This window comes from Sorangium sp. So ce363 (assembly GCF_051520435.1).
GTDB lineage: Bacteria > Myxococcota_A > Polyangia > Polyangiales > Polyangiaceae > Sorangium > Sorangium cellulosum_B.
On record NZ_CP150333.1, the window covers coordinates 10,887,855 to 10,907,343 of the forward strand.

The window sequence follows — 19,489 nt, forward strand, 5'->3', positions numbered from 1 at the left end:
GGGCCGTGCGTCGCACCAGGTCGAAGCGATGGACGCTGAGCACGCGCGAGCTCTCTCCAGGAGCCTCGGCCCCCTGCCCGAGCCGCTCCTGGCCAGCGCCATGACGCGCCCCGTCCCCGCCCCGCCGCCTGCCCCGTCACCCGCCGTGTCCTCGCCGTCTGATCTCGAACGGATGCGCCACGCCGGCGCGGGTGACCCGGAGGCCCAGGCCTGGCTCATGACGCACGTGATCTCGCGGGTCCGCCGGATCGCGCGGACGTTCCTCCGCAGCGCGGCCGACGCCGACGACGCCGCGCAGCTCGCCCTGCTCGCGATCCTCGAGAGCGCGTCGAGCTACCGCGGCGACGCCGCCGTCGAGGCCTGGGCCAGGCGCGTCGCCGTCCGGACGATCCTCCGGTACGCAAGGCAGCAGCGCAGGGAAGGCGCGCCCGTGGCCCCGGAGAGCGCGATCGACGAGGAGATCGCCCAGGCGCCGCACCAACCCCCGTTCGAGGCCCTCCCGCGCGAGGCGCGCGCGTACCTCGACGAGCTGCCGGAGGCGCAGCGCCACGTGATCCTCCTGCACCACGCGCTCGATTACTCCATCGAGGAGATCGCCGGAATGACCGAGGTCAGCGCCGATACGGTGAAGAGCCGGCTGCGCCTCGGGATCGGCGCGCTCCGCAAGCAGGTGCGACAGGACCTCGCCGTCGGCCGGAAGAGAGCATCATGACAGGGACGCAGAAGTCCGAGATCGATCTGGACCTCCTGCCCGCGATCCTCGCCGCGGAGGCGCGCGGCGAGCCGGTCCGCCACGAGGACGCGGAGCTCCTCCGCCGCGCCGAGCAGGACGACCCCGAGCTCCGCGGCGAGGCGCCGCTCTGGGCCGCCATCGGCAGGCTCGGCGACGCGCGAGGCGACGGCCGCGAGCTCAGCGACGCCGCCATGCTGCAGCAGGTGCTCGCGCGCGCCCGCCTCGGGCCCGGGGGCGCCCGCGTCGAGCCCCGAGCCGCTCGCCTCGACCCGAGGGGCGCCCGCGTCGAGGCCGCGCCCGAGAGCACGGCGCGGCTGCGCGCGGCGCCTCGGCCGATGCTGCGGCGCGGGATCGCCGGGTCGCTCGCGGGCGTCGCCGTCGCGGCGACGCTCCTGGCCGCGCTCGCGGCGGAGCTGTTCGACGGGCCCGCGCAGGCGCCCCCGCCGGCGCCGAGCGGGAGCGAGACGCTCGATCCGAGCGGCGCACGGCGCACGGTCCTGAGCCTCCCCACGCTCTCGGTGCCGGAAGCGCCTCCGCCAGGCGCAGGCGCGCCCACCGGCGGGCCCTCGCCAGGCGCCGGCGCGCCCTCACCAGGCGCCGGCGCGCCCTCACCAGGCGCCGGCGCGCCCTCGCCAGGCGCGAGCGCGCCCACCGGCGAGCCGCCGCCCGGCGCGAGCGCGCCCGCCGCCGAGCCCTCGCCCGGCGCCGGCGCGCCCACCGGCGAGCTCGCGACCGCCAGCGCCGCCAGCGCCGTCGGGGCCCGGGATCGCGCGCAGCAGCCGCCCAGGCCGCGCGCGGAGGAGCCCGCGGCGGGCCCGCAAGCGCTGCTCCTGCGCGCGCAGACCCAGCTCGGCCAGGGGAAGAGCGCCGAGGCGAACGCCTCCTACCGCGCCCTGCTCGCGCAGTACCCGGCGAGCCCCGAGGCGCGGGCGGCCCTGGTGTCGCTCGGGCAGATCGCGCTCCACCAGGGCAAGGCGGCGGAGGCGCTCGGCTATTTCGATCGCTACCTCGCCGGCGCCGGCGGCCCCCTCGCCGCGGAGGCCCGGGTCGGCCGGGTGCAGAGCCTGCGCCGGCTCGGGCGGGCGGCCGACGAGCGCGCGGCCATCGCCGATTTCCTCGCGCGTCACGGCGAGAGCGTCCACGCGCCGCGGCTGCGCGCGCGCCTGTCCGAGCTCGGCGGCGGCTGAGCGCAGGGGCCTGACGCCGGATCGCCGGCGTCCGCGCGGTGGGGCTTCTTCAAAAAAGATTGACCCCTGATCCCGCCGCGTCGCCACCTGGCCATCGAGATGTCGCAAAACCTTTGCCGAATTGAAAAATTCCCCTCACGAGGCGGATGGCGCGCCGGTGTCCTTGGCGGGGTCGTGGCCCTCGTGTCGCTCGCCTGCTCGAGCTCCGGGGGTGGTACCAACGACGCGTCGGGCTCGGGGGGCTCAGCCGGCGGCTCCGGCGGCTCCGGCGGCTCCACAGGGTCGGGCGAACCGACCGGCGACCCCACGAAGCTCGTCGGCGCCTTCCAGGTGCGCTCGTTGCCTGCTGCCGAGCCGGGTGCGGCGGGCAGCACGTCGGTGATCGGGAAGATCTACGACGGCCCCACGCCCTCGCAGATCGTCTGGGAAGTGCAGGCCGAGGAGGGGGGCTGTCAGATCCTCACGCCGCGCGTCCCGTTCTGCAACGAACCCTGCGGGGGCAGCGCCGTCTGCGTGGAGGACGACACGTGCCAGGCCTACCCGGCCGCGCACAGCGCCGGCGACGTGACGGTGACCGGCTTGAACCTCGAGTCGGGCGCGGCGTCCCTCGTCATGAGCCCCACGGCGAACAACTACCAGCCTCCCGCCGGCGTGAAGCTCGGCTACCCGCCCGCCGACGAGGGCCAGGTGATCCGCCTCGAGGCCAGCGGCGATTACTTCAGCGCCTTCACGGTGGAGGCCAGGGGCGTGAGCCCCCTCGATCTCCTGAACGAGACGATAGAGCTCGATCCCGATCAGCCCTTGCAGCTCGAGTGGACCCCGCCGGGGCAGGCCGACATTGCCAGGCTCCACGTGAAGCTCGACATCAGCCATCACGGGGGCACGAAGGGGATGATCGAGTGCAACGTCGATGACACCGGCTCGCTCGATGTCCCGGCATCACTCGTCAAGCAGCTCCTCGACCTCGGCGTCGCGGGCTTCCCGACGATCATCGTCACGCGCAGGTCCGTGGGCTCCACGACGATCCCGCCCGGCCGGGTCGATCTGGTCGTCTCGTCCCAGATCGAGCAGGCGGTGGTGATCGCGGGGCTCACGTCGTGCAACGACGACTCGCAGTGCCCCGAGGGCCAGACCTGCCAGAGCGATCTCACCTGCAAGTGAGCCTCGCCGATCCGCGGCGCGGCCGACCGTCTAGCTTAACAAGGAAAAGGACACAGAGACCATGACACGCACTTATCGCCCCTTGCTGCTGCCCCTCACCCTCGCGCTGCTCTCCCCCGTGGTCGGCTGCTCCAGTTCGGACCCGGATGTGGGCGCCTCGGGCGACAGCTCGACAAGCACCTCGTCCAGCTCCGGCGGCAACACCACCTCGTCCAGCTCCGGCGGCAACACCACCTCGTCCAGCTCCGGTGGCAACACCACCTCGTCCAGCTCCGGCGGCAACACCACCTCCTCGTCGTCCAGCGGCGACACCACCTCCTCGTCGTCCAGCGGCGACACCACCTCGTCGAGCTCGGGCGGGACGACCGAGAAATTCAGCTTCTTCGTGACCAGCCTCGTCGCCCTGCAGGAGCTGTCGGGCTCCCAGGACGGCTTCGGCGGCGATCTCCGCTTCGGAGAGACGGGCCCCGGCGCCGGGCTCCGCGGCGCGGACAAGATCTGCGCGACCATCGCCGAGAAGAGCCTCCCCGGCGCGGGGAGCAAGCAGTGGCGCGCCTTCCTGAGCGCCGTCGCAGGGGAGGACGGCAAGCAGGTCAACGCGATCGATCGGATCGGCGAGGGTCCCTGGTACGACCGGCTCGGCCGGCTGCTCGCCAACAACAAAGAGGAGCTGCTCAACGACCGCCCCACCGCGGCCGACCCTGCGATCATCGACGATTTTCCGAACGAGGACGGCGTCCCCAACCACCAGCCCGATCCGAGCCAGCCCGAGGTGGACAACCACGACATGCTGACGGGGACGAACGACCAGGGACAGCTCTACAGCGCGACCGCGACCTGCAAGGACTGGACGGCCAAGTCGGGCGACTCGAGCGAGGGGCGGCCGCGCGTCGGTCACTCGTGGCCCAGGAACTTCGGAGGTGGCGGGGGCTCCACCTGGCCCGGCGGCAGCAGCGGGGCCGGCGGCCCCGGCGGCAGCAGCGGCGCCGGCGGCATCGGCGGCAACATCAACATGGCCAACTGGATGTCATCGCTCGACGAGTCAGGGTGCGCGCCGGGCATCAACCTCCTGGAGCAGGGGGGACCGCTACCCGGCGCGGTCACCGTCGGGTCCGGCGGCGGTTACGGCGGGTTCTACTGCTTCGCCCTGACGCCCTGACGCCCTGACACCTTGACGCGGGATGACCGGCGCGCAGCGCCCCTCGGTCAGCTTACTTGTCTCAGGAGGAATCATGTACAAAGGCACTCGCATCACGTCGATCGTCGCGCTCGCCTTGCTCGCCTCGGCGCTTCCGGGGGCGTGCGGCGGCGGCTCGGACGACATCGCCGTGACCGGAGAGGTCTGCGAACGCAAGGACGCCGATGAAGCCACGGAGTTCCTGAAGCGCGTCGGGTGCGCCGCGGACTTCGAGGCGCTCGCGTCGGAGCCCGTCGACGCCAGCTTGCCCGGCGCGCGGTCGGTCAAGGTCGTGCTGGATCAAGCCGATCAGAACGCGCTGTATTTCCAGAACAGCGTTCTCTACAAGATCCACTACGACTTCGTGTCATCGCACCTCTCCGGCGACGCGCTGCCCCTCGTCCCGCCCCTCGCCGAGTTCAACGCGACCGAGTACTTCACGCCGGATCGCCGCTTCGTCCTCGGCGCGGCGACGCACTACGAGGGTCCCGACGTGTGGGCCCTCGAGCTCTCCCCCTACGACACCGCGTCCGCGGACATGATCGCCACCCTGTTCAGGGCGGTCAAGGCGGCCTCCTTCTTCGGGTCGAAGCTCGCCTTCCACCCCACGTCGGAGGCCGTCGCGGCCGAGGCGAAGAAGCTCCCCTCCGACATCCCCGTGATCAGCACCGGCGATCTCTACGCCGGGATCGACTACCAGCCGCTCTCGCTGGGCACGGCGGTGGGCCGGCTCCACTTCGCGAAGGCGGCGGATCTCGACTCGGAGTACCTGTCCCACCAGGACATCGCCGTCCTCGACCAGGTGCCCAACGACATCTCGGTCGTCCAGGGGATCATCACCGAGGAGTTCCAGACGCCGCTCTCGCACGTCAACGTGCTCTCCCAGAACCGGCGCACGCCCAACATGGGGCTGCGCAACGCGATGAGCCACCCCGACCTGCTCGCGCTGAAGGACAAGCTCGTCGAGCTCACCGCGGGGCCGTCGTCCTGGAGCGTCCGCGAGGTCACCGAGGCGGAGGCCGAGGCGTTCTGGGAGGCGCACAAACCCACGCCCGTCACGCTCCCCGAGCTGGATCTGACGGTCACCGATCTGCGCGACATCGAGGAGGTGACCCCGGAGCCGGCGGAAGGCGAGTCGCTCCGGGACGCGATCAAGAAGTCCGTCCTCGCCTTCGGCGGCAAGGCGGCTCACTACTCCATCCTGGCCAGGACCCCCGAGGTCCCCATCCAGAAGGCCTTCGCGATCCCGGTCTACTACTACGACCTGTTCATGAAGCAGAACAAGTTCTACGTCCAGATCGACGCGATGCTCGCCGACCCGAAGTTCACCACCGACGCCGCGACCCGCGACGAGCAGCTGAAGGCGCTCCGAGACGCCATGAAGAGCGCGCCGATCGACGCCGAGTTCCAGGAGCTCCTCAAGGCGAAGATGGAGGCGGACTACCCCGGGCGCCCGATGCGCTTCCGCAGCAGCACGAACAGCGAGGATCTCGATGGGTTCCCGTGCGCCGGATGCTACGACTCCAAGACGGGCGATCCGGCGGACTGGGCCGATGTGGAGGACGCCATCCGCAAGGTCTACGCCAGCGCCTGGCAGCTCCGCACCTTCGATGAGCGCACCTATTACGGCATCGATCACAGGTCCATCGGGATGGCGTTGCTCGTGCACCCCAACTTCCCGGACGAGGAGGCGAACGGCGTTGCCGCGACCAACAACCCGTTCGACACGGCCGGGGTCCAGCCTGCCTTCTACGTCAACGTGCAGACGGGCGGCGACGTGGAGGTGGTGGCCCCGCCCGCCGGCGTGACGAACGAGGCGTTCCTCTACTTCTTCAGCCAGCCGAACCAGCCCGTCACGTACCTGAGCCGATCGAGCCTCATGCCGGAAGGCCAGGCGGTCCTCTCGGCGGCGCAGGTTCATCAGCTCGGCGTGGCGCTCGACGCCATCCATGCGCGGTTCTCTCCCGCCTACGGGCCCGCGGCAGGGAACACCGGCTGGTACGCGCTGGAAGTGGACTTCAAGTTCGACGACGACGCGAACCCCGACGAGCCGCCGACGCTCTACATCAAGCAAGCGCGCCCCTACCCTGGCCGCGGCGCCGCCTCCGAGGCGCCGTGACGCGGACGCGCGTGGATCGCGTGGATCGAGATGGGCGCGCGCCGCGCCCGGCGATCGCCCCGGGAAAGAGCGGCTCGCCGTGATAGACTGGCTCGGATGGGTCACCCAGGGGAGCGCCACGGACTTCCGCACGGCGGTCGTGGCGCTCCTGCTGGCGTTCGGGCTCGGCCAGGCGGTCGCGCTCGTCTACATGGCCACATTTCGCGGGCTCTCCTACTCCCGCTCATCCGTGCACAGCATGGCGATGGGCAGCGTCATCACGTGCATGCTGATGCTCTCCGTGGGCAGCAGCATCGCCGCCGGCATCGGCGTCGCCGTGGGCCTGAGCGCGGTCCGGTTCCGCACGACGATGCGCGATCCCCGCGACGTCATGTTCGTCTTCGCGGCGCTCGGCGTCGGCATCGCCTGCGGGCTCCAGGCGGTCGGCGTGGCCCTCAGCGGGACCGCGATCTTCGCCGCCGGAACCTTGCTCCTCCATTTCACCGGCTGGGGCTCACGACGACAGCCGGATGGCCTGCTCCGCTTCACCGCGCCCGCCGTGCCCGAGGTGGAGGACGCGCTCGCGAGGGTGCTCCGCGCGCACTGCCGGACCTTCTCGCTGGTGACCCTCCGGGAGGCTGCGCAGGGGACCGTGATGGAGCATGCTTACCAGATCACCGTCCTCGCGCCCGAGCTGCGCTCGGCGCTCGTCGCGAAGCTCCAGGCCATCCCGGGCGTGCAGGACGTCTCTCTCATGCTTCAGGAGCCGACGCTGGATCTCTAGCGGCCGAGGTCCATCGCGGAGGATGCCTGTCGGTCACGCCCTCGTGGGCCCTCTCGCTTCGTTGACGCAGCCGCCGTCGTCATCACCGCGCAAGGATCATCGATGTACAGCTACCCGCGACTCCGCTCGGCGCTCCAGGACGCCGCCCCCGCGATCACCTTCGTGCTCACGCTCGGAGCCGCCCTGTGGCTCCACCTGGGCAGCGGCCCGCACGGGCGGGTCTTCGGCTACGCGGAGGCGCTGCCCGAGGTGCTCTCGCCGGTCGAGACCGCCCGGGTGGCCTCCATCGAGGTGACCGTCGGCGAGGAGGTCGAGGCCGGGCAGATCATCGCGACGCTGGACACGTCGGTGATCGACGCCGAGATCGCCGTCGCCAAGGCGGAGAAGACCCAGGTCGAGGCCGATCTGAACATGGAGCTCGCCGTCCTCGAGCAGGAGCTCGACACGAACCGCGAGACGGTCGAGCGCCACCTCGCCATCCACCGCGAGGAGCAGCGCCGGGCGGTCGCCGAGGCCAAGGTGCTGGACAGCGAGATCTCGCGGATGAAGGCGCTCGTCGAGAACCGGCAGGCGGTGCTCGACGACCTGACGAAGCTCGACCTGCAGCACGCGACGGTCGCGGCGATCGCCAGCGAGAAGCCGCGGACGCTGAGCGTCCTCACGGAGCAGCTCAAGGCGACGGAGCGGCGGCGGAACGGCCTCCGGGATCGGACGTCGGGGCTGACGGCGAAGCTCGACGCCGACGTGCGCGTCGCGACGGAGAACATCGCGATGCTCGAGCAGCGGCGCGCGAGCTACGTGCTGCGCGCCGCGAACGCGGGGCGCGTCACCTCCATCGACAGGCAGCCCGGCGACGTGGTCCCGGCCGGAATGCCCCTGGTGCAGCTCCTGAGCGCGCGCACGGGCGCGCGCGCGGTCGCCTGCGTCCCCGAGCGCTTCGCCCTCGGCGTCAGCGACGGGGACGCAGCCAAGCTCTACATCCGGGGCCAGCTCAGCGACCCGATCCCGGGCACGGTCATCGCGGTGGGCCCGCTCGTCTCCCAGCTCCCCCCGCGCTGCTGGCTCACGCCGGAGATCCCCGCGTGGGGCCGCGTCGTCACCATCTCGCTGGACGCGCCGATGGCGCTCGTCCCCGGCCAGGCCTTCGACATCACGTTCGACGCGCGCCGCGGCGCGGCGGCCGCCCAGCCGCCGCCGCCGAAGCCCACCACCACCGCGCCGAAGCCCGGCGCCGCGCCCAAGGCCGGCGCCGTCGCGGCGCAGTCCCCCATGAAGGTGCCCCCGACCCTGGCGAGCCGAACGCGCTTCGAGCCGTCCGGCGTCCTCGCGCGCCCCGGCGAGTCCCGGTACCTCCTCGTCAGCGACGACACGGGCCACGAGCAGAACAACGAGGGCGCGCCGTGGCTCTTCGCGATGTCCGCGAGCGGCGCCGTCGACGCGGATCCGGTGCCGGTGAGCGGCGTCGACGAGCTGAGCGACGTCGAGGGGATCGCGGCCGGGGACGCGGGCGAGATCTACCTCCTGTCGTCGCAGAGCTACAGCAAGAAGGGGAAGCGCAAGCCGGAGCGGACCGCGCTCCTCCGCCTCCGCCAGGACGGCCAGGGCTTCCGCGTCGACGGCGGGATCCACCTGGCCGAGGTCCTCGACGCGGACCCCGCGCGCGCCGCGGCGCTCGGCCTCCCCGACGGGACGCGGGCGCTCGACATCGAGGGCCTCGCCTTCCGGCAGGGCGCCCTGTACCTCGGGCTGAAGGCGCCGCTCGACGCGCAGGGCAACGCGATGATCTGGCGGATCGGCTCCCCGAGCGCGCTGTTCGGCGGGGAGGGGGCCGCGGCGGTCGAGGCCGCGAGCGCGAAGAAGAAGCATCGGATCGCGGCCGAGGCGGCGCGCTTCGACGCGGCCCGCGTCTCGCTGTGGGCGCGCGCGCGCGTCGACGTGGAGGTCGCCGGGAAGCCCACGCCGGGCGGCATCTCGGAGCTCGTCTTCATGCCGGACGGCGCGCTCGCCATGACGTCCACGCCCTCGACGGCGGACGGCGACGCCGGCGCGCTGTGGCGGGTGGATCGCCCCGAGGGCGGCGTCCTCTCGCCTCGCCTCGTCCAGCGGTTCCCGGGGCTCAAGCCCGAGGGGATGACGCCGTCGCTCACGCCGGGCGCGCTGACGATCGTGTTCGACGCCGCCGCGCCCTCGTTCCAGGAGCTCTCGTGGGGCCCGTGAGCCAGCGCCGCCGCCGCGCGGCGATCCCCGTCATGTTGCTCTGCGCGGCCCTCTCGGGCTGCTCTTCCCCGCCGAGGCCGGCGGCGTCCGACCGCGCGATCGCCCTCTACCGCGAGGGCCGCGCGCCCGCCGGCGCGCCGGCGCTCCGCCGCGCTGGCCCGGGCGCGCGCCCGGGAGGCGCGGCCAGCGCGGCGCCGCTCGCGATGACGGTGGAGGACGCCGTCGCTTGGGCGAGAGACCACAGCGCCGAGCTCGCCGCGCAGAACGCTCGCGCCGAGGCGGCCGCGGCGCAGGTCGACGCGGAGGACCACCTTGAGAACCCGGAGCTCCGCATCACGAACATCGAGCTCCAGCGCATCCGCGAGCGCGAGCCGCGCGTGAGCACCGCGCTCCGCTTCCCGGTGACCCGCCCTGGCGAGGTCGACGCGAACGTCGCGGAGGCGCGCGTGGACGAGGCCAAGGCGCTCGCCGAGGCGCGCGAGATCGAGATCGCCCTCGAGGCCGACGTCCGGTTGCTGTTCGACGAGGTGCTGCTCTTCGACGCCGAGATCGAGGCCGCCGACGCGGTGGCCGAGGCGCGAAGATCGCTCGCCACCTGGATGAAGGGGCAGCTCGCCGCCGCGCGGACGACGGCGGTCGACGAGGCGATGACGGAGCTCACCGCCGTCGACGCGGAGCAGGACGGCGTGGATCTGCGCGCGCAGCGGAGCGCGGCGCTCGCCGCGCTCCTGTCGCGCATGGGGCTCGATCCCGCGGTGCCCGTGCGCCTCCTCGGCGCGCCGAAGAGCGCGTGGCCTCCCCCGGAGCTCCCCACGGAGGAGCAGGCCGTCGAGCTCGCGCTCAAGCGCCGCCCCGAGATCGAGCTCGCGGCCGCGCAGGGCGACGCGGCGGACGCGGCGCTCCACGCCGAGCGCGCCGCGCGGTGGCCCTGGCTCTCCTTCGTCGAGGTCGGCTACGACTTTCGGCGAGAGAACGAGCTCGGCCTCGGGTGGACGTTCGGGCTCGGCATCGAGCTGCCGCTGTTCGACACGCACCGCCCGGCCGTCGCCGCGGCGGACGCGGCGCGCAAGGCGGAGCAGCGCTCGCTCGGCGCCGCGGTCGAGCTCGTGACGCGCGAGGTGCGGACGAGCCTGGCCGAGGCCCAGGCCACCCGGGCCCTCGTGACCGAGCTACGGCGCCGGATGACCCCTGCCGCCGAGCGCGCAGGCGCCGAGGCGCAGCGGGCCATCGAGGGCCGCAACGTCGACGTGGGGCGGGCGCTCGAGGTCGACGAGCGCCGCGTGCGCCTGGAGCTCCGGCTGCTGCGCTTCGTGCGCCGCTACTGGACCGCGGTCGGCGAGCTCCGGCACGCGGTCGGCGGCCGGCTCCCCGCCGAGGCGGGCGACCATCGCCGGAAGACGGAGAGTAGGCGAGATGCTCCACAGTAAGCCGGGAACGATGAGATCCGTTCATGCGCCCGCGGTCCTCGCGCTCGTCGCGGCGAGCCAGGGCGGCTGTGTGCCCCTCGACCCGGGCAGCGACGTCGTCTTCGATCGGACGGCGCTGCACGAGATCGCGATCACCATCGACGAGGCCCACCTGGGGCAGCTCCGCACGGACCTCGACAACCGCGTCCCGTGCACCATCGTCTACGACGGCGACGTCGTCAGCGGCGCTGGCATCCGGCAGAAGGGCAACTCGGCCGTGGATCTGTCCGAGAAGCCGAGCTTCAGCGTCAAGTTCGACGAGTTCGATGAAGAGGCGAACCTGCACGGGCTCAAGAAGCTCCTGCTGAACAACTCCAAGCAGGACCCGAGCCTCCTTCGCGAGCAGATCGGCGAGGTTCTGCACGACCGCGCCGGCGTGCCCGCGGCGCGCACCGCGCACGCGGTGGTGAGCCTCAACGGCGTGGACAGGGGGATCTACGTCGTCACCGAGGCCATCGACAAGCGCTTCCTGCGGCTGCACTTCGGCGAGGTGAACGACGAGGGCGCGCTCTACGAGGGCCCGTGCTGCGGCGACTTCGCCGAGGACATCGACGCCGTGGAGCTCGACGGCGGCGATGACGGCGGCGGGGCAGAGCTCCGCTCGCTCGCCGCCGCCATCCAGGACGCGCCGGACGAGCAGCTCGCCGCGGAGGTGAGCGAGCGCCTCGACCTGAGTCGATTCCTCACGACCTACGCCCTCGAGGCGCTGCTCGGCCACTGGGACGGCTACGCCTACCGGGCGAACAACTACTATCTCTACGAGAACCCGGCCGACGGGCGCTTCGTGTTCATCGCCCACGGGATGGACCGCATCCTGGACGACCCGCATTTCGACACCGAGACGGAGCCCGTCGCCGTGCTCCCGCGCCGGATCCGCGAGATCCCGGCGCTCGACGGGCGGTATCGCGCCGAGCTCGCCCGTATCGTGAGCGCGGCGTGGGACGAGGGCGCCCTGCTCGCGGCCATCGATCAGGCGGAGCAGGTGCTCGGCAAGGCCAGCGCCGGCGACGCGACTCGCGGTGACCTGAGCGAGTTCAAGGCGCACGTGGGCGCCCTGCGCAGCGACCTCACGCTGCGCCGCGCGCTCGTCGATCCCGCGATCGTCTGCGGCGACGGCGACGTCGCGGGGCTCGAGACGTGCGATGACGGCAACACGGCGGCTGGCGACGGGTGCAGCGCGAGGTGCCGCGTCGAGCCTTGATGGGAGCCGGGCTCGGCCCTCAGCGCTGCAACCGCGCTGAACCAGATCCTCGGATTGGCATCCGAGCGCGCCAGCGCTCAAACACTACCGCTCACCTTCGCGGCGCGGGTGCTGCCGTCGACCGATGACTCGATCGTATACAGCGCTCCATGGAAGGAGATGCTCCCGTCCTCGCTCAAGCTTCCGCCGCGCAGCACGTTGGCGGCGCTCTCGTACAGAAGAAAGGGCGCGAGGCCGACGGGCAGCTCGCTCGCGAGCGTCCAGGTGCCCTCCGCGCCGCCAGAGGCGATCACGAGGTACTGCTGAGCGCCGGACGCGTCGACGAGCACGCCGAGCGTCGAGCCGCTCCGGTCGCGGGACGTCGCGCGGAAGTTGAGGTGGGCAGCGGTGGCGAGCAGGGTGGCGGAGGTGACGGGCTTCTGGGAGGTAGACATGGCTGTGTTGCACGACTCGGTTGCTAGCTCAGCGACAAGTTCACGGTTCCGTGTCATGCCGGAGATGGATGTTGTCCTCGCTTCCGGCCGCCACGGTCCAGCCTCTCACTTACGGACCGAACCCGCCGATCGAGCTCTTTGGCTGCCAGAAGAGCCCATCGTACTTCCGGGGGGATCCCGAGCGGTCCAGCCGCTGGAACGTCTCGCCCAGCTTGAGGTTCCGCTGGCGGTCGCGATCGAACGGACCGTGCGAGCCGTCCGCCGGCTCGTACAGGGACTCGCTCCTGCCGTGCACCTGGAAGCGCCAGCAGAGCCTCTGTTCCACGCCATCCACGACCCGCGATAAACACGCTTTCATGGCGACCACTTTCCTTGCGCTCAGCCGCACGGACGCGGAAGGCACGCCGGGCGCGCGCTTCCGCATGTGCATGCAGGAGCTGCCTCGAGCGGCTCTTTACGGCCTTGCCTGTCGCTCGAGCCCAACGGGTCCAGGCGGCATCGCTATCGACTTCGCTGCGCGAGCGTCCAGCTTCGCTGCGCAAGCGTCATCATGTACCAGAGAACGCGCCGCGGCACCACGAAAGTTGATGGTATAGAGGCCGTTCTGGTCGATGCGGGGCTTTTCACGATCCTGCGCTTCAGGGGCATCAGCGGCCAGAGACGACTGTGGACCGCCTCGGCAGGCGCGGGCGCGGGCTCCAGGCGGGCGATCTGATAGGCCGGGTCGACCTCGAACCAGCGCACCGCGAAGCTCGGGCTCATCGAGGACTCGTGGCGGTCGTTCTGGGAGAGCTCGCCAAGCGTCACGCTATCGAGGGCCAGCGTGTCGCGCGAGCCGTCGTCGTCGTTGAAGCTGAAGTCGCCGTAGCGGTGGCCGCACGAGCTCACGATGGCGCCGTGCAGCGGCCCCATGGTCCAGCGGCCCTCTCGCCTGGCGCGGCGCTCGCGCGCACCGGCGTGCGGCTCGGGTGTCTCGAAGACAAAATAAATGCGGCGGGCCTTCATGGCCCGCCGCGATGTTCCGACGCGACGAAGGAGCGATCAGTAACGACCGCGACCGCCGCCGCCGCCGCCGCCACCGCCGCCTGCCTGACGCTCCTGCGCCTCGTTCACCTTGAGCGAGCGCCCATCGAGCATCATGCCGTTCAGCTGCGAGATGGCGTTGTTCGCCGCCTGGGCCGAGCCCATCGTGACGAACGCAAACCCGCGCGGCTGGCCGGTCTCCCGATCGGTCGGCATCGAGACCTCACGGACCTCGCCGCTGCCAGCGAACGCGGCCTCGAGGGACTCGCGGGTGGTGCTGTACGAGAGATTGCCGACGTAGAGACGATTACCCATGACACGTTACTTTCACGGCTTGCAGCTGCGCTCGTGAGCGCTCTTCGCCTGCCATTCGATGAAGCCGTCGCGGATCGAACGGGGACGTGCCGCGCAGCGAACCCGCGCAGGCACACGGTGCGTCGTCCAGTCATCCGCGCGAGCAACGATCTCCCTCGCGTGGAGAGAGAGAGAACGCATCGTGTCGAGAGCCAGTGACGTCGTGAGGGGCCCAAGTTACTCCCTTGGGGCACCAACAGCAAGCGGTGTCTCAGCGATCTTTTCTCTTTCTTTCCGCCCGCAGCGGCAACCTGCGCGCGATCACGTGATGCGCGCGGGATACGTCCGGGGGCGCTCAACAACGTCTGCCGGCGGACGAGCTGGATGCGCGCCGCACGGCACTGTCAGCGGCCTCTCACGCGACCAGGGAGCCGCCGTCGACCGGACGTTCACGTCGGCGGCTGACCGCGCGGTCCCATCGCCGGGCGCGGAGCCGCCGCCGGGGTGAGGCTACGCCGCCCCCGTGCTAAGGGGCCGCCATGCCGAACACAGCCGGCGACATCGACGTGGAGGCGCTGAACGACCGCCTCGCGCGGGAGCACCCGATCGACGACTACTACGACCGCGCCCCGCTGCCGATCCGGCTCATCGAGCGCGAGCGGCTCGCCATCATCCGCGGCATGCTCGGCGACTGCGCTGGCCTCGACCTCGCGGAGGTCGGCTCGGGCGGCGGGCACGTGCTCCGGATGTTCCCGCGGGCCCGCATCACGGCGATCGACGTCTCCGACGTCTTCCTCGACACCGCCCGCAAGAACCTCGCGGGCTACGACGCCCGCTTCCTCAAGGGCGAGGTCGACAAGCTCGACCTCCCCGCCGCGAGCTTCGATCGCATCGTCTGCACCGAGGTCCTCGAGCACACCGTGGATCCCGCCGCCGTCCTCGCGGCCATCGCGCGCCTCTTGCGCCCCGGCGGCGTGGCCGCGATCACGGTGCCGAACGACCCGCTCATCGGGCGGCTGAAGGGCATCGTCCGCCGCACGCCCGTCGGCTACCTCCTGCGGGATCGCATCCAGTGGGGCGGCGACGCCTACCACCTGCACCAGTGGACCCCCGACGAGTTCGGCCGCCTCCTCGACCGCCATTTCCGCGTGACCGAGCGCCGCGCGGCGCCGCACGGCGCGTTGCCGATCCGCGCGTGCTTCCGCTGCGTCCCCCGGTGACCGCTCCCGGGCCGCCCAGCGCGCCCCTCGCCCTGCTGCGGTGTCTCCTTCAAGGCAAGATAGGCGAACACACCATGTCCGAACCCCGAACCGAGCTCGCTCCGGAGGCGCCGATCGAGCTCTCCGTCCTCGTGCCCTGCCTCAACGAGGAGCTGAACATCCCCGAGCTCACCGACCGCATCCTCGGCGTCTTCCGCGAGGGGGCGCTCACGGGCGAGCTCATCCTCGTCGACGACGGCTCGACCGACGGCACCGCCACGACGATCCGCGCGCTCATGGCCGCGCACCCCGGGCTCGTCGTGGGGTGCTTCCACCCGCAGAACCGCGGCATCACGGCGGCGTGGCGCACCGGCGCCGCCGCCGCGCGCGGCAAGCTCGTCGCCACCATCGACGCCGATCTCCAGTACCAGCCCGAGGACCTCCTGCGGCTCCGGCGGGAGCTCTACGAGCACAGCGTCGATGTCGTCCAGGGCTGGAGGAGCGCCGTCGGGCGCCGCAGGGACCGCCGGTACCACCTGAGCCGCGGGTTCAACACGCTGCTGAACACCACCTTCGGGATGTCGCTCCAGGACAACAAGAGCGGCTTCGTGATGTGCGCTCGAGAGGTGTTCCAGGATCTCCTGACGTACAAGGGCAGCTATTTTTACTGGCAGTCCTTCGTCCTGGTCGCCGCCCACGCGAAGGGCTACTCGTACAAGGAGGTCGAGACGCTCTTCGAGCAGCGCCGGCAGGGCGTCTCCTTCCTCGACGGGGCCGCGGCGCGCGCCGTGGTCAAGTCGTTCTACGACCTGGGCAAGGCGAGCTGGGAATACCGCGTGGGCCGGAAGCCGGCGGACATCGCCACGCAGTACCTCCGCCGCAACCCGGTGGTCGACCGCTCGCCGGAGCGCGACCCGCTCTCCACGGCGAGGTGGCGCGCGTACCTGGCCGCGTTCAACCACACCCACTGGATGATCACGCGCGACGTCGAGCACTACTACGAGACGCTGCGCAGGACGCAGTGGCTCGCGCCGTCGCAGACCCGCGAGCTCCAGGACGAGAAGCTGAGGCGGCTGCTCCGCCACTGCTACCGCAACGTGCCCTACTACCGCGCTCGCATGCAGGAGCTCAAGCTCCGGCCCGAGGACATCCGCGGCCAGGAGGACCTCCACAAGCTGCCGTTCCTCACCAAGGCGGATATCCGGCGCCACCTCTACTTCGACATCATGTCGGAGAACCACGACAAGTCGCAGGTCCTCAAGATCACGACGAGCGGCTCCACCGGCGAGCCCTTCGTCTGCTACGCGGACCGGGCTCAGCTCGAGTTCCGCTGGGCGGCGACGCTCCGGGCGCAGGAGTGGACGGGCTACCGCTTCGGCGACCCCACGGTGCGGCTCTGGCACCAGACGATCGGCATGACGACGTGGCAGGCCGCCCGCGAGCGCGCGGACGCCGTCCTGTCGAACCGCACGTTCATCCCGATCTTCGAGCTGTCCGACGACAACCTGGGCGAGATGATCGCGAGGATCGCCGGCGCGCGGCCGGTGCTCATGGACGGCTACGCCGAGGCGCTCGATTTCCTGGCCCATTACGTCAAGAGCACCGGAAAGGTCGCGGCCCGGCCGCGCGCGATCATGTCGAGCGCGCAGACGCTGCCGCTGCCGAGCCGCCGGCTCATCGAGGAGGCGTTCGGCTGCAAGGTCTTCGACAAGTACGGCAGCCGCGAGTTCTCGGGCATCGCGTACGAGTGCGACGCGCACGAGGGCCACCACGTGGTGGCCGAGGGGTACATCGTCGAGGTCCTGCGCGACGGGCGCCCCGCCGAGCCGGGGGAGATCGGAGAGGTCGTGATCACCGATCTCAACAACTTCTGCATGCCGTTCGTCCGCTACCGCATCGGCGATCTCGCCGAGGCGATGTCCCCGTCCGCGCCGTGCCCCTGCGGCCGCGGGGCGCCGCGCGTCGGCCGCATCGAGGGGCGCGTCCAGTCCATCATCCGCGGGACGGACGGGCGCTATCTGCCCGGCACGTTCTTCGCGCATTACCTCAAGGAGTTCGATTACGCGATCAAGCGCTTCCAGGTGGTGCAGGAGGAGCGCGACGCCATCACCTTCCGCGTGGTCAAGGGCGGGCGGTTCTCGCAGCAGGTCCTGGACGAGGTGCTCGCGACGTTCCGCCATCACCTCGGCGAGCGGATGCGCATCGACGTCGAGTTCGCCGACGACATCGCGCTCGTCCGCACGGGCAAGCACCTCGCGAGCGTCTCGCGCCTCAACGTCGATTTCCAGCGCGCCGCGCCGGCGGAGATCCTCTCGTCCGGCCTGAACGGCGCGGGCGCTTGACCGGGGGCTCCCGATGACAGCGACGAGCCGCCGCGTGGTGACGGTCTCTCGGCCGGGCGTGAGCTACGGGGGCAGCGCGCCCTATGGCCCGCCGAGCCCGGTCTACGAGGCCGTCGAGGCGCTCTTCCGCCGGCTCGGCCTCGACGCGGCCCGCGCCGGCACGCCCGCGTGGAACCCGCTCGGCGACCTGATCGCGCCGGGGGACCGCGTCGTCGTCAAGCCGAACCTCGTCTCCTCGAAGAACCTTCACCAGAAGATCACGGGCGAGCGGCTCGCCGCCTCCAGCACACACGGCTCGCTGCTCCGGCCCGTGCTCGACTACGCGCTCCGCGCCGCCGGCCCGCGCGGGAGCGTGCGCGTCGTCGACTCCCCGGTCGAGGGCTGCGAGATCGAGAAGGTCGCCGGCCCGCTCGGCATCTTCGACGTCATCGGTCACCTCAGGGCCCAGGGGCATGACGTCGATTTTATCGACCTGCGGTATTTCCGGATCGCGCCGGTGTTCGCGCTCGACGACGTGCGCCGCTTCGGCCGCTCCTGGAACCTCGGCCTGCTCCTCCGCCGCCGCCTGCCCGGCGATCCGCGGGGCTACCGGGTCGTCGATCTGGGATCGAGCAGCTTCTTCGCCGGCGCGGGCGCCCCGCGCAGCGCCGCGCTCCGCTTCCACCGCAGCCATTACGCGACGCCGGTGCCGCACCACGCAGGGCAGCGGCACGAGTACAGCATCCCCCAGACGCTCCTCGACGCGGATGTCGTCATCAACCTCCCCAAGCTGAAGACGCACAAGAAGACGGGTATCACGCTGTCGTTGAAGAGCGTGATCGGCCTGACGAACGAGAAGTACTGGCTCCCGCACTTCACCGAGGGTGATCCATCGGTCGGCGGCGACGAGTTCGATCGGCCTCAAGGTCTCGGAGACGCGGTGGAGAACAAGCTCAGCCGGTTCCCGCTCCCCGGCGATCACTCGCTCGTCGCGCGCGCGCCGCGGCTCGGGGCGCCGCCGAAGGTCATCGATGGCAGCTGGGAGGGGAACAACACGCTCTGGCGGACGATCCTGGATCTCAACCGCATCCTGTTCTTCGCGGACCGCGGCGGCGCGCTGCGCGGGGAGCCGCAGCGGCGGTACCTGACGATCGTGGACGGCATCGTCGCGGGTGAGGGCGAAGGGCCGCTCGGGGCGACGCCCGTGCGCGCAGGGCTCCTGCTCGGCGGGTTCGATCCGGGCCTCGTCGACGCGATCGCCTCGCAGGTGATGGGCTTCGATCCGGCGCGGATACCGCTCGTGCGGGAGTCGCTGGGCGGGGTGCTGCTCCCTGGCAGTCGCCTCGACGAGGTAGAGCACATCGTCGACGGGCCCGCGCCGACCCACCGGTTCAAGCCGCCCCGCAGCTGGCCGTCGCTGCTCCCCGGCATGGCCGGCGCGCCGCGCGTCACGGTCGCTCCGCCGCGGGCGCGAGCGTCCGGTGAATCGCGTCGATCGCGAACGTGACGTAGGCCTGGCCCTCGGACCGATCGAACCCCTGGTTCGAGAGGTGCTGGTGGAACGGCCGGAAGTGTAGCGCGCCGAGGAAGAGGTCGGCCGCGTGCTCCGGGCGGACCGGGCGCAGGAGGCCGCGGGCGATCGCTCGCGAGAACCACGCGACCACCTCGCGCCGCGCGCGGACCGGCGGCAGGTCCTCGCGCCGGTCGGCCATGGACTCGACGTGCATGCCGGCCGAGCGGAGCACCGCGAGGCACGGCACGATGCGCTCGAGGTAGGCGGAGAGCTCCTCGGCGAGCTCGAGGAGCTGGATCCGCGCGTCGCGGTCGTCCGGGCCCGCCCGCGCGCGCGCCATCCACGGCGGCTCGAACGGCGGCAGCAGCGCGGCGCGCAGGAGCTGCTCCTTGGTGCCGAAGCGCTGGAACAGCACCCCGTGCGAGACGCCGAGCCGCTCCGCGATGAGCGTCGTCGAGACGCCCGCGCCGTGCTCCAGAAAACACGCGCGTGCCTCGTCGAGGATCTGCGCGTCGGTGATGTTACGCGGCCTTGCCATTCATAAGTATCATGATACTTACTGCGTGACGTCACAATGACTTTCAGGTGACGGTCCAGCGGACGCTGTCGGCGCGAGCGAGGCGCTGCCCGGAGGGCGGGCGAGCGCCGGGGAGCGCGCGGCGCGGCGGAAGCAGCCTTTCT

At 71.6% G+C, this 19,489-nt stretch carries 17 protein-coding genes; 12 read left to right on the top strand and 5 right to left on the bottom strand.

What is annotated here, in order from left to right; translation table 11 throughout:
- Positions 1-145: 145 nt before the first annotated feature.
- From WMF12_RS40970 to WMF12_RS41010, 9 genes are all read left to right on the top strand, one after another.
- Complete coding sequence (locus tag WMF12_RS40970) at positions 146-712, top strand: RNA polymerase sigma factor (protein ID WP_437546337.1); 567 nt, start codon at positions 146-148, stop codon at positions 710-712.
- Positions 709-1,920, top strand: coding sequence for a tetratricopeptide repeat protein (locus WMF12_RS40975; protein WP_437854029.1), 1,212 nt, complete (start codon positions 709-711; stop codon positions 1,918-1,920). The genes WMF12_RS40970 and WMF12_RS40975 overlap by 4 nt, the downstream gene beginning before the upstream one ends.
- A gap of 174 nt (positions 1,921-2,094) precedes the next feature.
- Positions 2,095-3,081: a hypothetical protein gene (locus WMF12_RS40980; RefSeq protein WP_437854031.1), complete on the top strand. Its 987-nt coding sequence runs from the start codon at positions 2,095-2,097 to the stop codon at positions 3,079-3,081.
- Positions 3,082-3,142: 61 nt separating this feature from the next.
- Entirely contained in the window at positions 3,143-4,240 is a 1,098-nt protein-coding gene (locus WMF12_RS40985) for a hypothetical protein (protein WP_437854033.1), read from the top strand.
- A 73-nt stretch (positions 4,241-4,313) separates the two neighbouring features.
- The gene (locus tag WMF12_RS40990) at positions 4,314-6,377 is read left to right on the top strand and encodes a PEP/pyruvate-binding domain-containing protein (protein ID WP_437854035.1); all 2,064 of its coding nucleotides are present in this window, start codon (positions 4,314-4,316) and stop codon (positions 6,375-6,377) included.
- Positions 6,378-6,456: 79 nt separating this feature from the next.
- Positions 6,457-7,140, top strand: coding sequence for a DUF4956 domain-containing protein (locus WMF12_RS40995; protein ID WP_437854037.1), 684 nt, complete (start codon positions 6,457-6,459; stop codon positions 7,138-7,140).
- Positions 7,141-7,242: 102 nt separating this feature from the next.
- Positions 7,243-9,357, top strand: a complete 2,115-nt coding sequence (locus tag WMF12_RS41000; RefSeq protein WP_437854039.1) for an HlyD family efflux transporter periplasmic adaptor subunit — start codon at positions 7,243-7,245, stop codon at positions 9,355-9,357.
- Positions 9,354-10,784 (top strand): TolC family protein, encoded by a 1,431-nt coding sequence (locus WMF12_RS41005; RefSeq protein ID WP_437854041.1) that lies wholly within the window; start codon positions 9,354-9,356, stop codon positions 10,782-10,784. The genes WMF12_RS41000 and WMF12_RS41005 overlap by 4 nt, the downstream gene beginning before the upstream one ends.
- Positions 10,785-10,794: 10 nt before the next feature.
- A complete protein-coding gene (locus tag WMF12_RS41010) occupies positions 10,795-12,024 on the top strand; it encodes a CotH kinase family protein (protein ID WP_437854044.1) in 1,230 nt (409 codons plus the stop codon).
- A gap of 77 nt (positions 12,025-12,101) precedes the next feature.
- Here WMF12_RS41010 and WMF12_RS41015 read toward each other — a convergent pair whose 3' ends face one another.
- The 4 genes from WMF12_RS41015 to WMF12_RS41030 all read right to left on the bottom strand — a co-directional run bounded on the left by WMF12_RS41015 (position 12,102) and on the right by WMF12_RS41030 (position 13,796).
- The gene (locus WMF12_RS41015) at positions 12,102-12,458 is read right to left on the bottom strand and encodes a hypothetical protein (RefSeq protein WP_437527478.1); all 357 of its coding nucleotides are present in this window, start codon (positions 12,456-12,458) and stop codon (positions 12,102-12,104) included.
- Between the two features lie 109 nt (positions 12,459-12,567).
- The gene (locus tag WMF12_RS41020; RefSeq protein WP_437742187.1) at positions 12,568-12,816 is read right to left on the bottom strand and encodes a hypothetical protein; all 249 of its coding nucleotides are present in this window, start codon (positions 12,814-12,816) and stop codon (positions 12,568-12,570) included.
- 143 nt (positions 12,817-12,959) lie between these two features.
- Positions 12,960-13,463 carry a hypothetical protein gene (locus WMF12_RS41025; RefSeq protein ID WP_437854046.1) on the bottom strand — a complete coding sequence of 168 codons (504 nt, stop codon included), beginning with the start codon at positions 13,461-13,463 and terminating at the stop codon, positions 12,960-12,962.
- A gap of 36 nt (positions 13,464-13,499) precedes the next feature.
- A complete protein-coding gene (locus WMF12_RS41030; RefSeq protein ID WP_437742189.1) occupies positions 13,500-13,796 on the bottom strand; it encodes an RNA recognition motif domain-containing protein in 297 nt (98 codons plus the stop codon).
- Between the two features lie 518 nt (positions 13,797-14,314).
- On the opposite strand from WMF12_RS41030, the gene WMF12_RS41035 reads away from it, so the two are divergent.
- The 3 genes from WMF12_RS41035 to WMF12_RS41045 all read left to right on the top strand — a co-directional run bounded on the left by WMF12_RS41035 (position 14,315) and on the right by WMF12_RS41045 (position 18,802).
- Positions 14,315-14,995, top strand: coding sequence for a methyltransferase domain-containing protein (locus WMF12_RS41035; RefSeq protein WP_437742190.1), 681 nt, complete (start codon positions 14,315-14,317; stop codon positions 14,993-14,995).
- A gap of 74 nt (positions 14,996-15,069) precedes the next feature.
- The gene (locus WMF12_RS41040) at positions 15,070-17,316 is read left to right on the top strand and encodes a glycosyltransferase (RefSeq protein ID WP_437854048.1); all 2,247 of its coding nucleotides are present in this window, start codon (positions 15,070-15,072) and stop codon (positions 17,314-17,316) included.
- 13 nt (positions 17,317-17,329) lie between these two features.
- The gene (locus tag WMF12_RS41045) at positions 17,330-18,802 is read left to right on the top strand and encodes a DUF362 domain-containing protein (protein WP_437854050.1); all 1,473 of its coding nucleotides are present in this window, start codon (positions 17,330-17,332) and stop codon (positions 18,800-18,802) included.
- Here WMF12_RS41045 and WMF12_RS41050 read toward each other — a convergent pair.
- Positions 18,744-19,346 carry a TetR/AcrR family transcriptional regulator gene (locus WMF12_RS41050; protein ID WP_437854052.1) on the bottom strand — a complete coding sequence of 201 codons (603 nt, stop codon included), beginning with the start codon at positions 19,344-19,346 and terminating at the stop codon, positions 18,744-18,746. The genes WMF12_RS41045 and WMF12_RS41050 overlap by 59 nt on opposite strands.
- Positions 19,347-19,489 lie beyond the last annotated feature (143 nt).

Bases quoted from the DNA above. Each gene is read 5' to 3' on its own strand.
- WMF12_RS40975 (WP_437854029.1), top strand. From the start codon at position 709: ATGACAGGGACGCAGAAGTCCGAGATCGATCTGGACCTCCTGCCCGCG.
- WMF12_RS40985 (WP_437854033.1), top strand. From the start codon at position 3,143: ATGACACGCACTTATCGCCCCTTGCTGCTGCCCCTCACCCTCGCGCTG.
- WMF12_RS40990 (WP_437854035.1), top strand. From the start codon at position 4,314: ATGTACAAAGGCACTCGCATCACGTCGATCGTCGCGCTCGCCTTGCTC.
- WMF12_RS41000 (WP_437854039.1), top strand. From the start codon at position 7,243: ATGTACAGCTACCCGCGACTCCGCTCGGCGCTCCAGGACGCCGCCCCC.
- WMF12_RS41010 (WP_437854044.1), top strand. From the start codon at position 10,795: ATGAGATCCGTTCATGCGCCCGCGGTCCTCGCGCTCGTCGCGGCGAGC.
- WMF12_RS41015 (WP_437527478.1), bottom strand. From the start codon at position 12,458: ATGTCTACCTCCCAGAAGCCCGTCACCTCCGCCACCCTGCTCGCCACC.
- WMF12_RS41020 (WP_437742187.1), bottom strand. From the start codon at position 12,816: ATGAAAGCGTGTTTATCGCGGGTCGTGGATGGCGTGGAACAGAGGCTC.
- WMF12_RS41025 (WP_437854046.1), bottom strand. From the start codon at position 13,463: ATGAAGGCCCGCCGCATTTATTTTGTCTTCGAGACACCCGAGCCGCAC.
- WMF12_RS41030 (WP_437742189.1), bottom strand. From the start codon at position 13,796: ATGGGTAATCGTCTCTACGTCGGCAATCTCTCGTACAGCACCACCCGC.
- WMF12_RS41035 (WP_437742190.1), top strand. From the start codon at position 14,315: ATGCCGAACACAGCCGGCGACATCGACGTGGAGGCGCTGAACGACCGC.
- WMF12_RS41040 (WP_437854048.1), top strand. From the start codon at position 15,070: ATGTCCGAACCCCGAACCGAGCTCGCTCCGGAGGCGCCGATCGAGCTC.
- WMF12_RS41045 (WP_437854050.1), top strand. From the start codon at position 17,330: ATGACAGCGACGAGCCGCCGCGTGGTGACGGTCTCTCGGCCGGGCGTG.
- WMF12_RS41050 (WP_437854052.1), bottom strand. From the start codon at position 19,346: ATGGCAAGGCCGCGTAACATCACCGACGCGCAGATCCTCGACGAGGCA.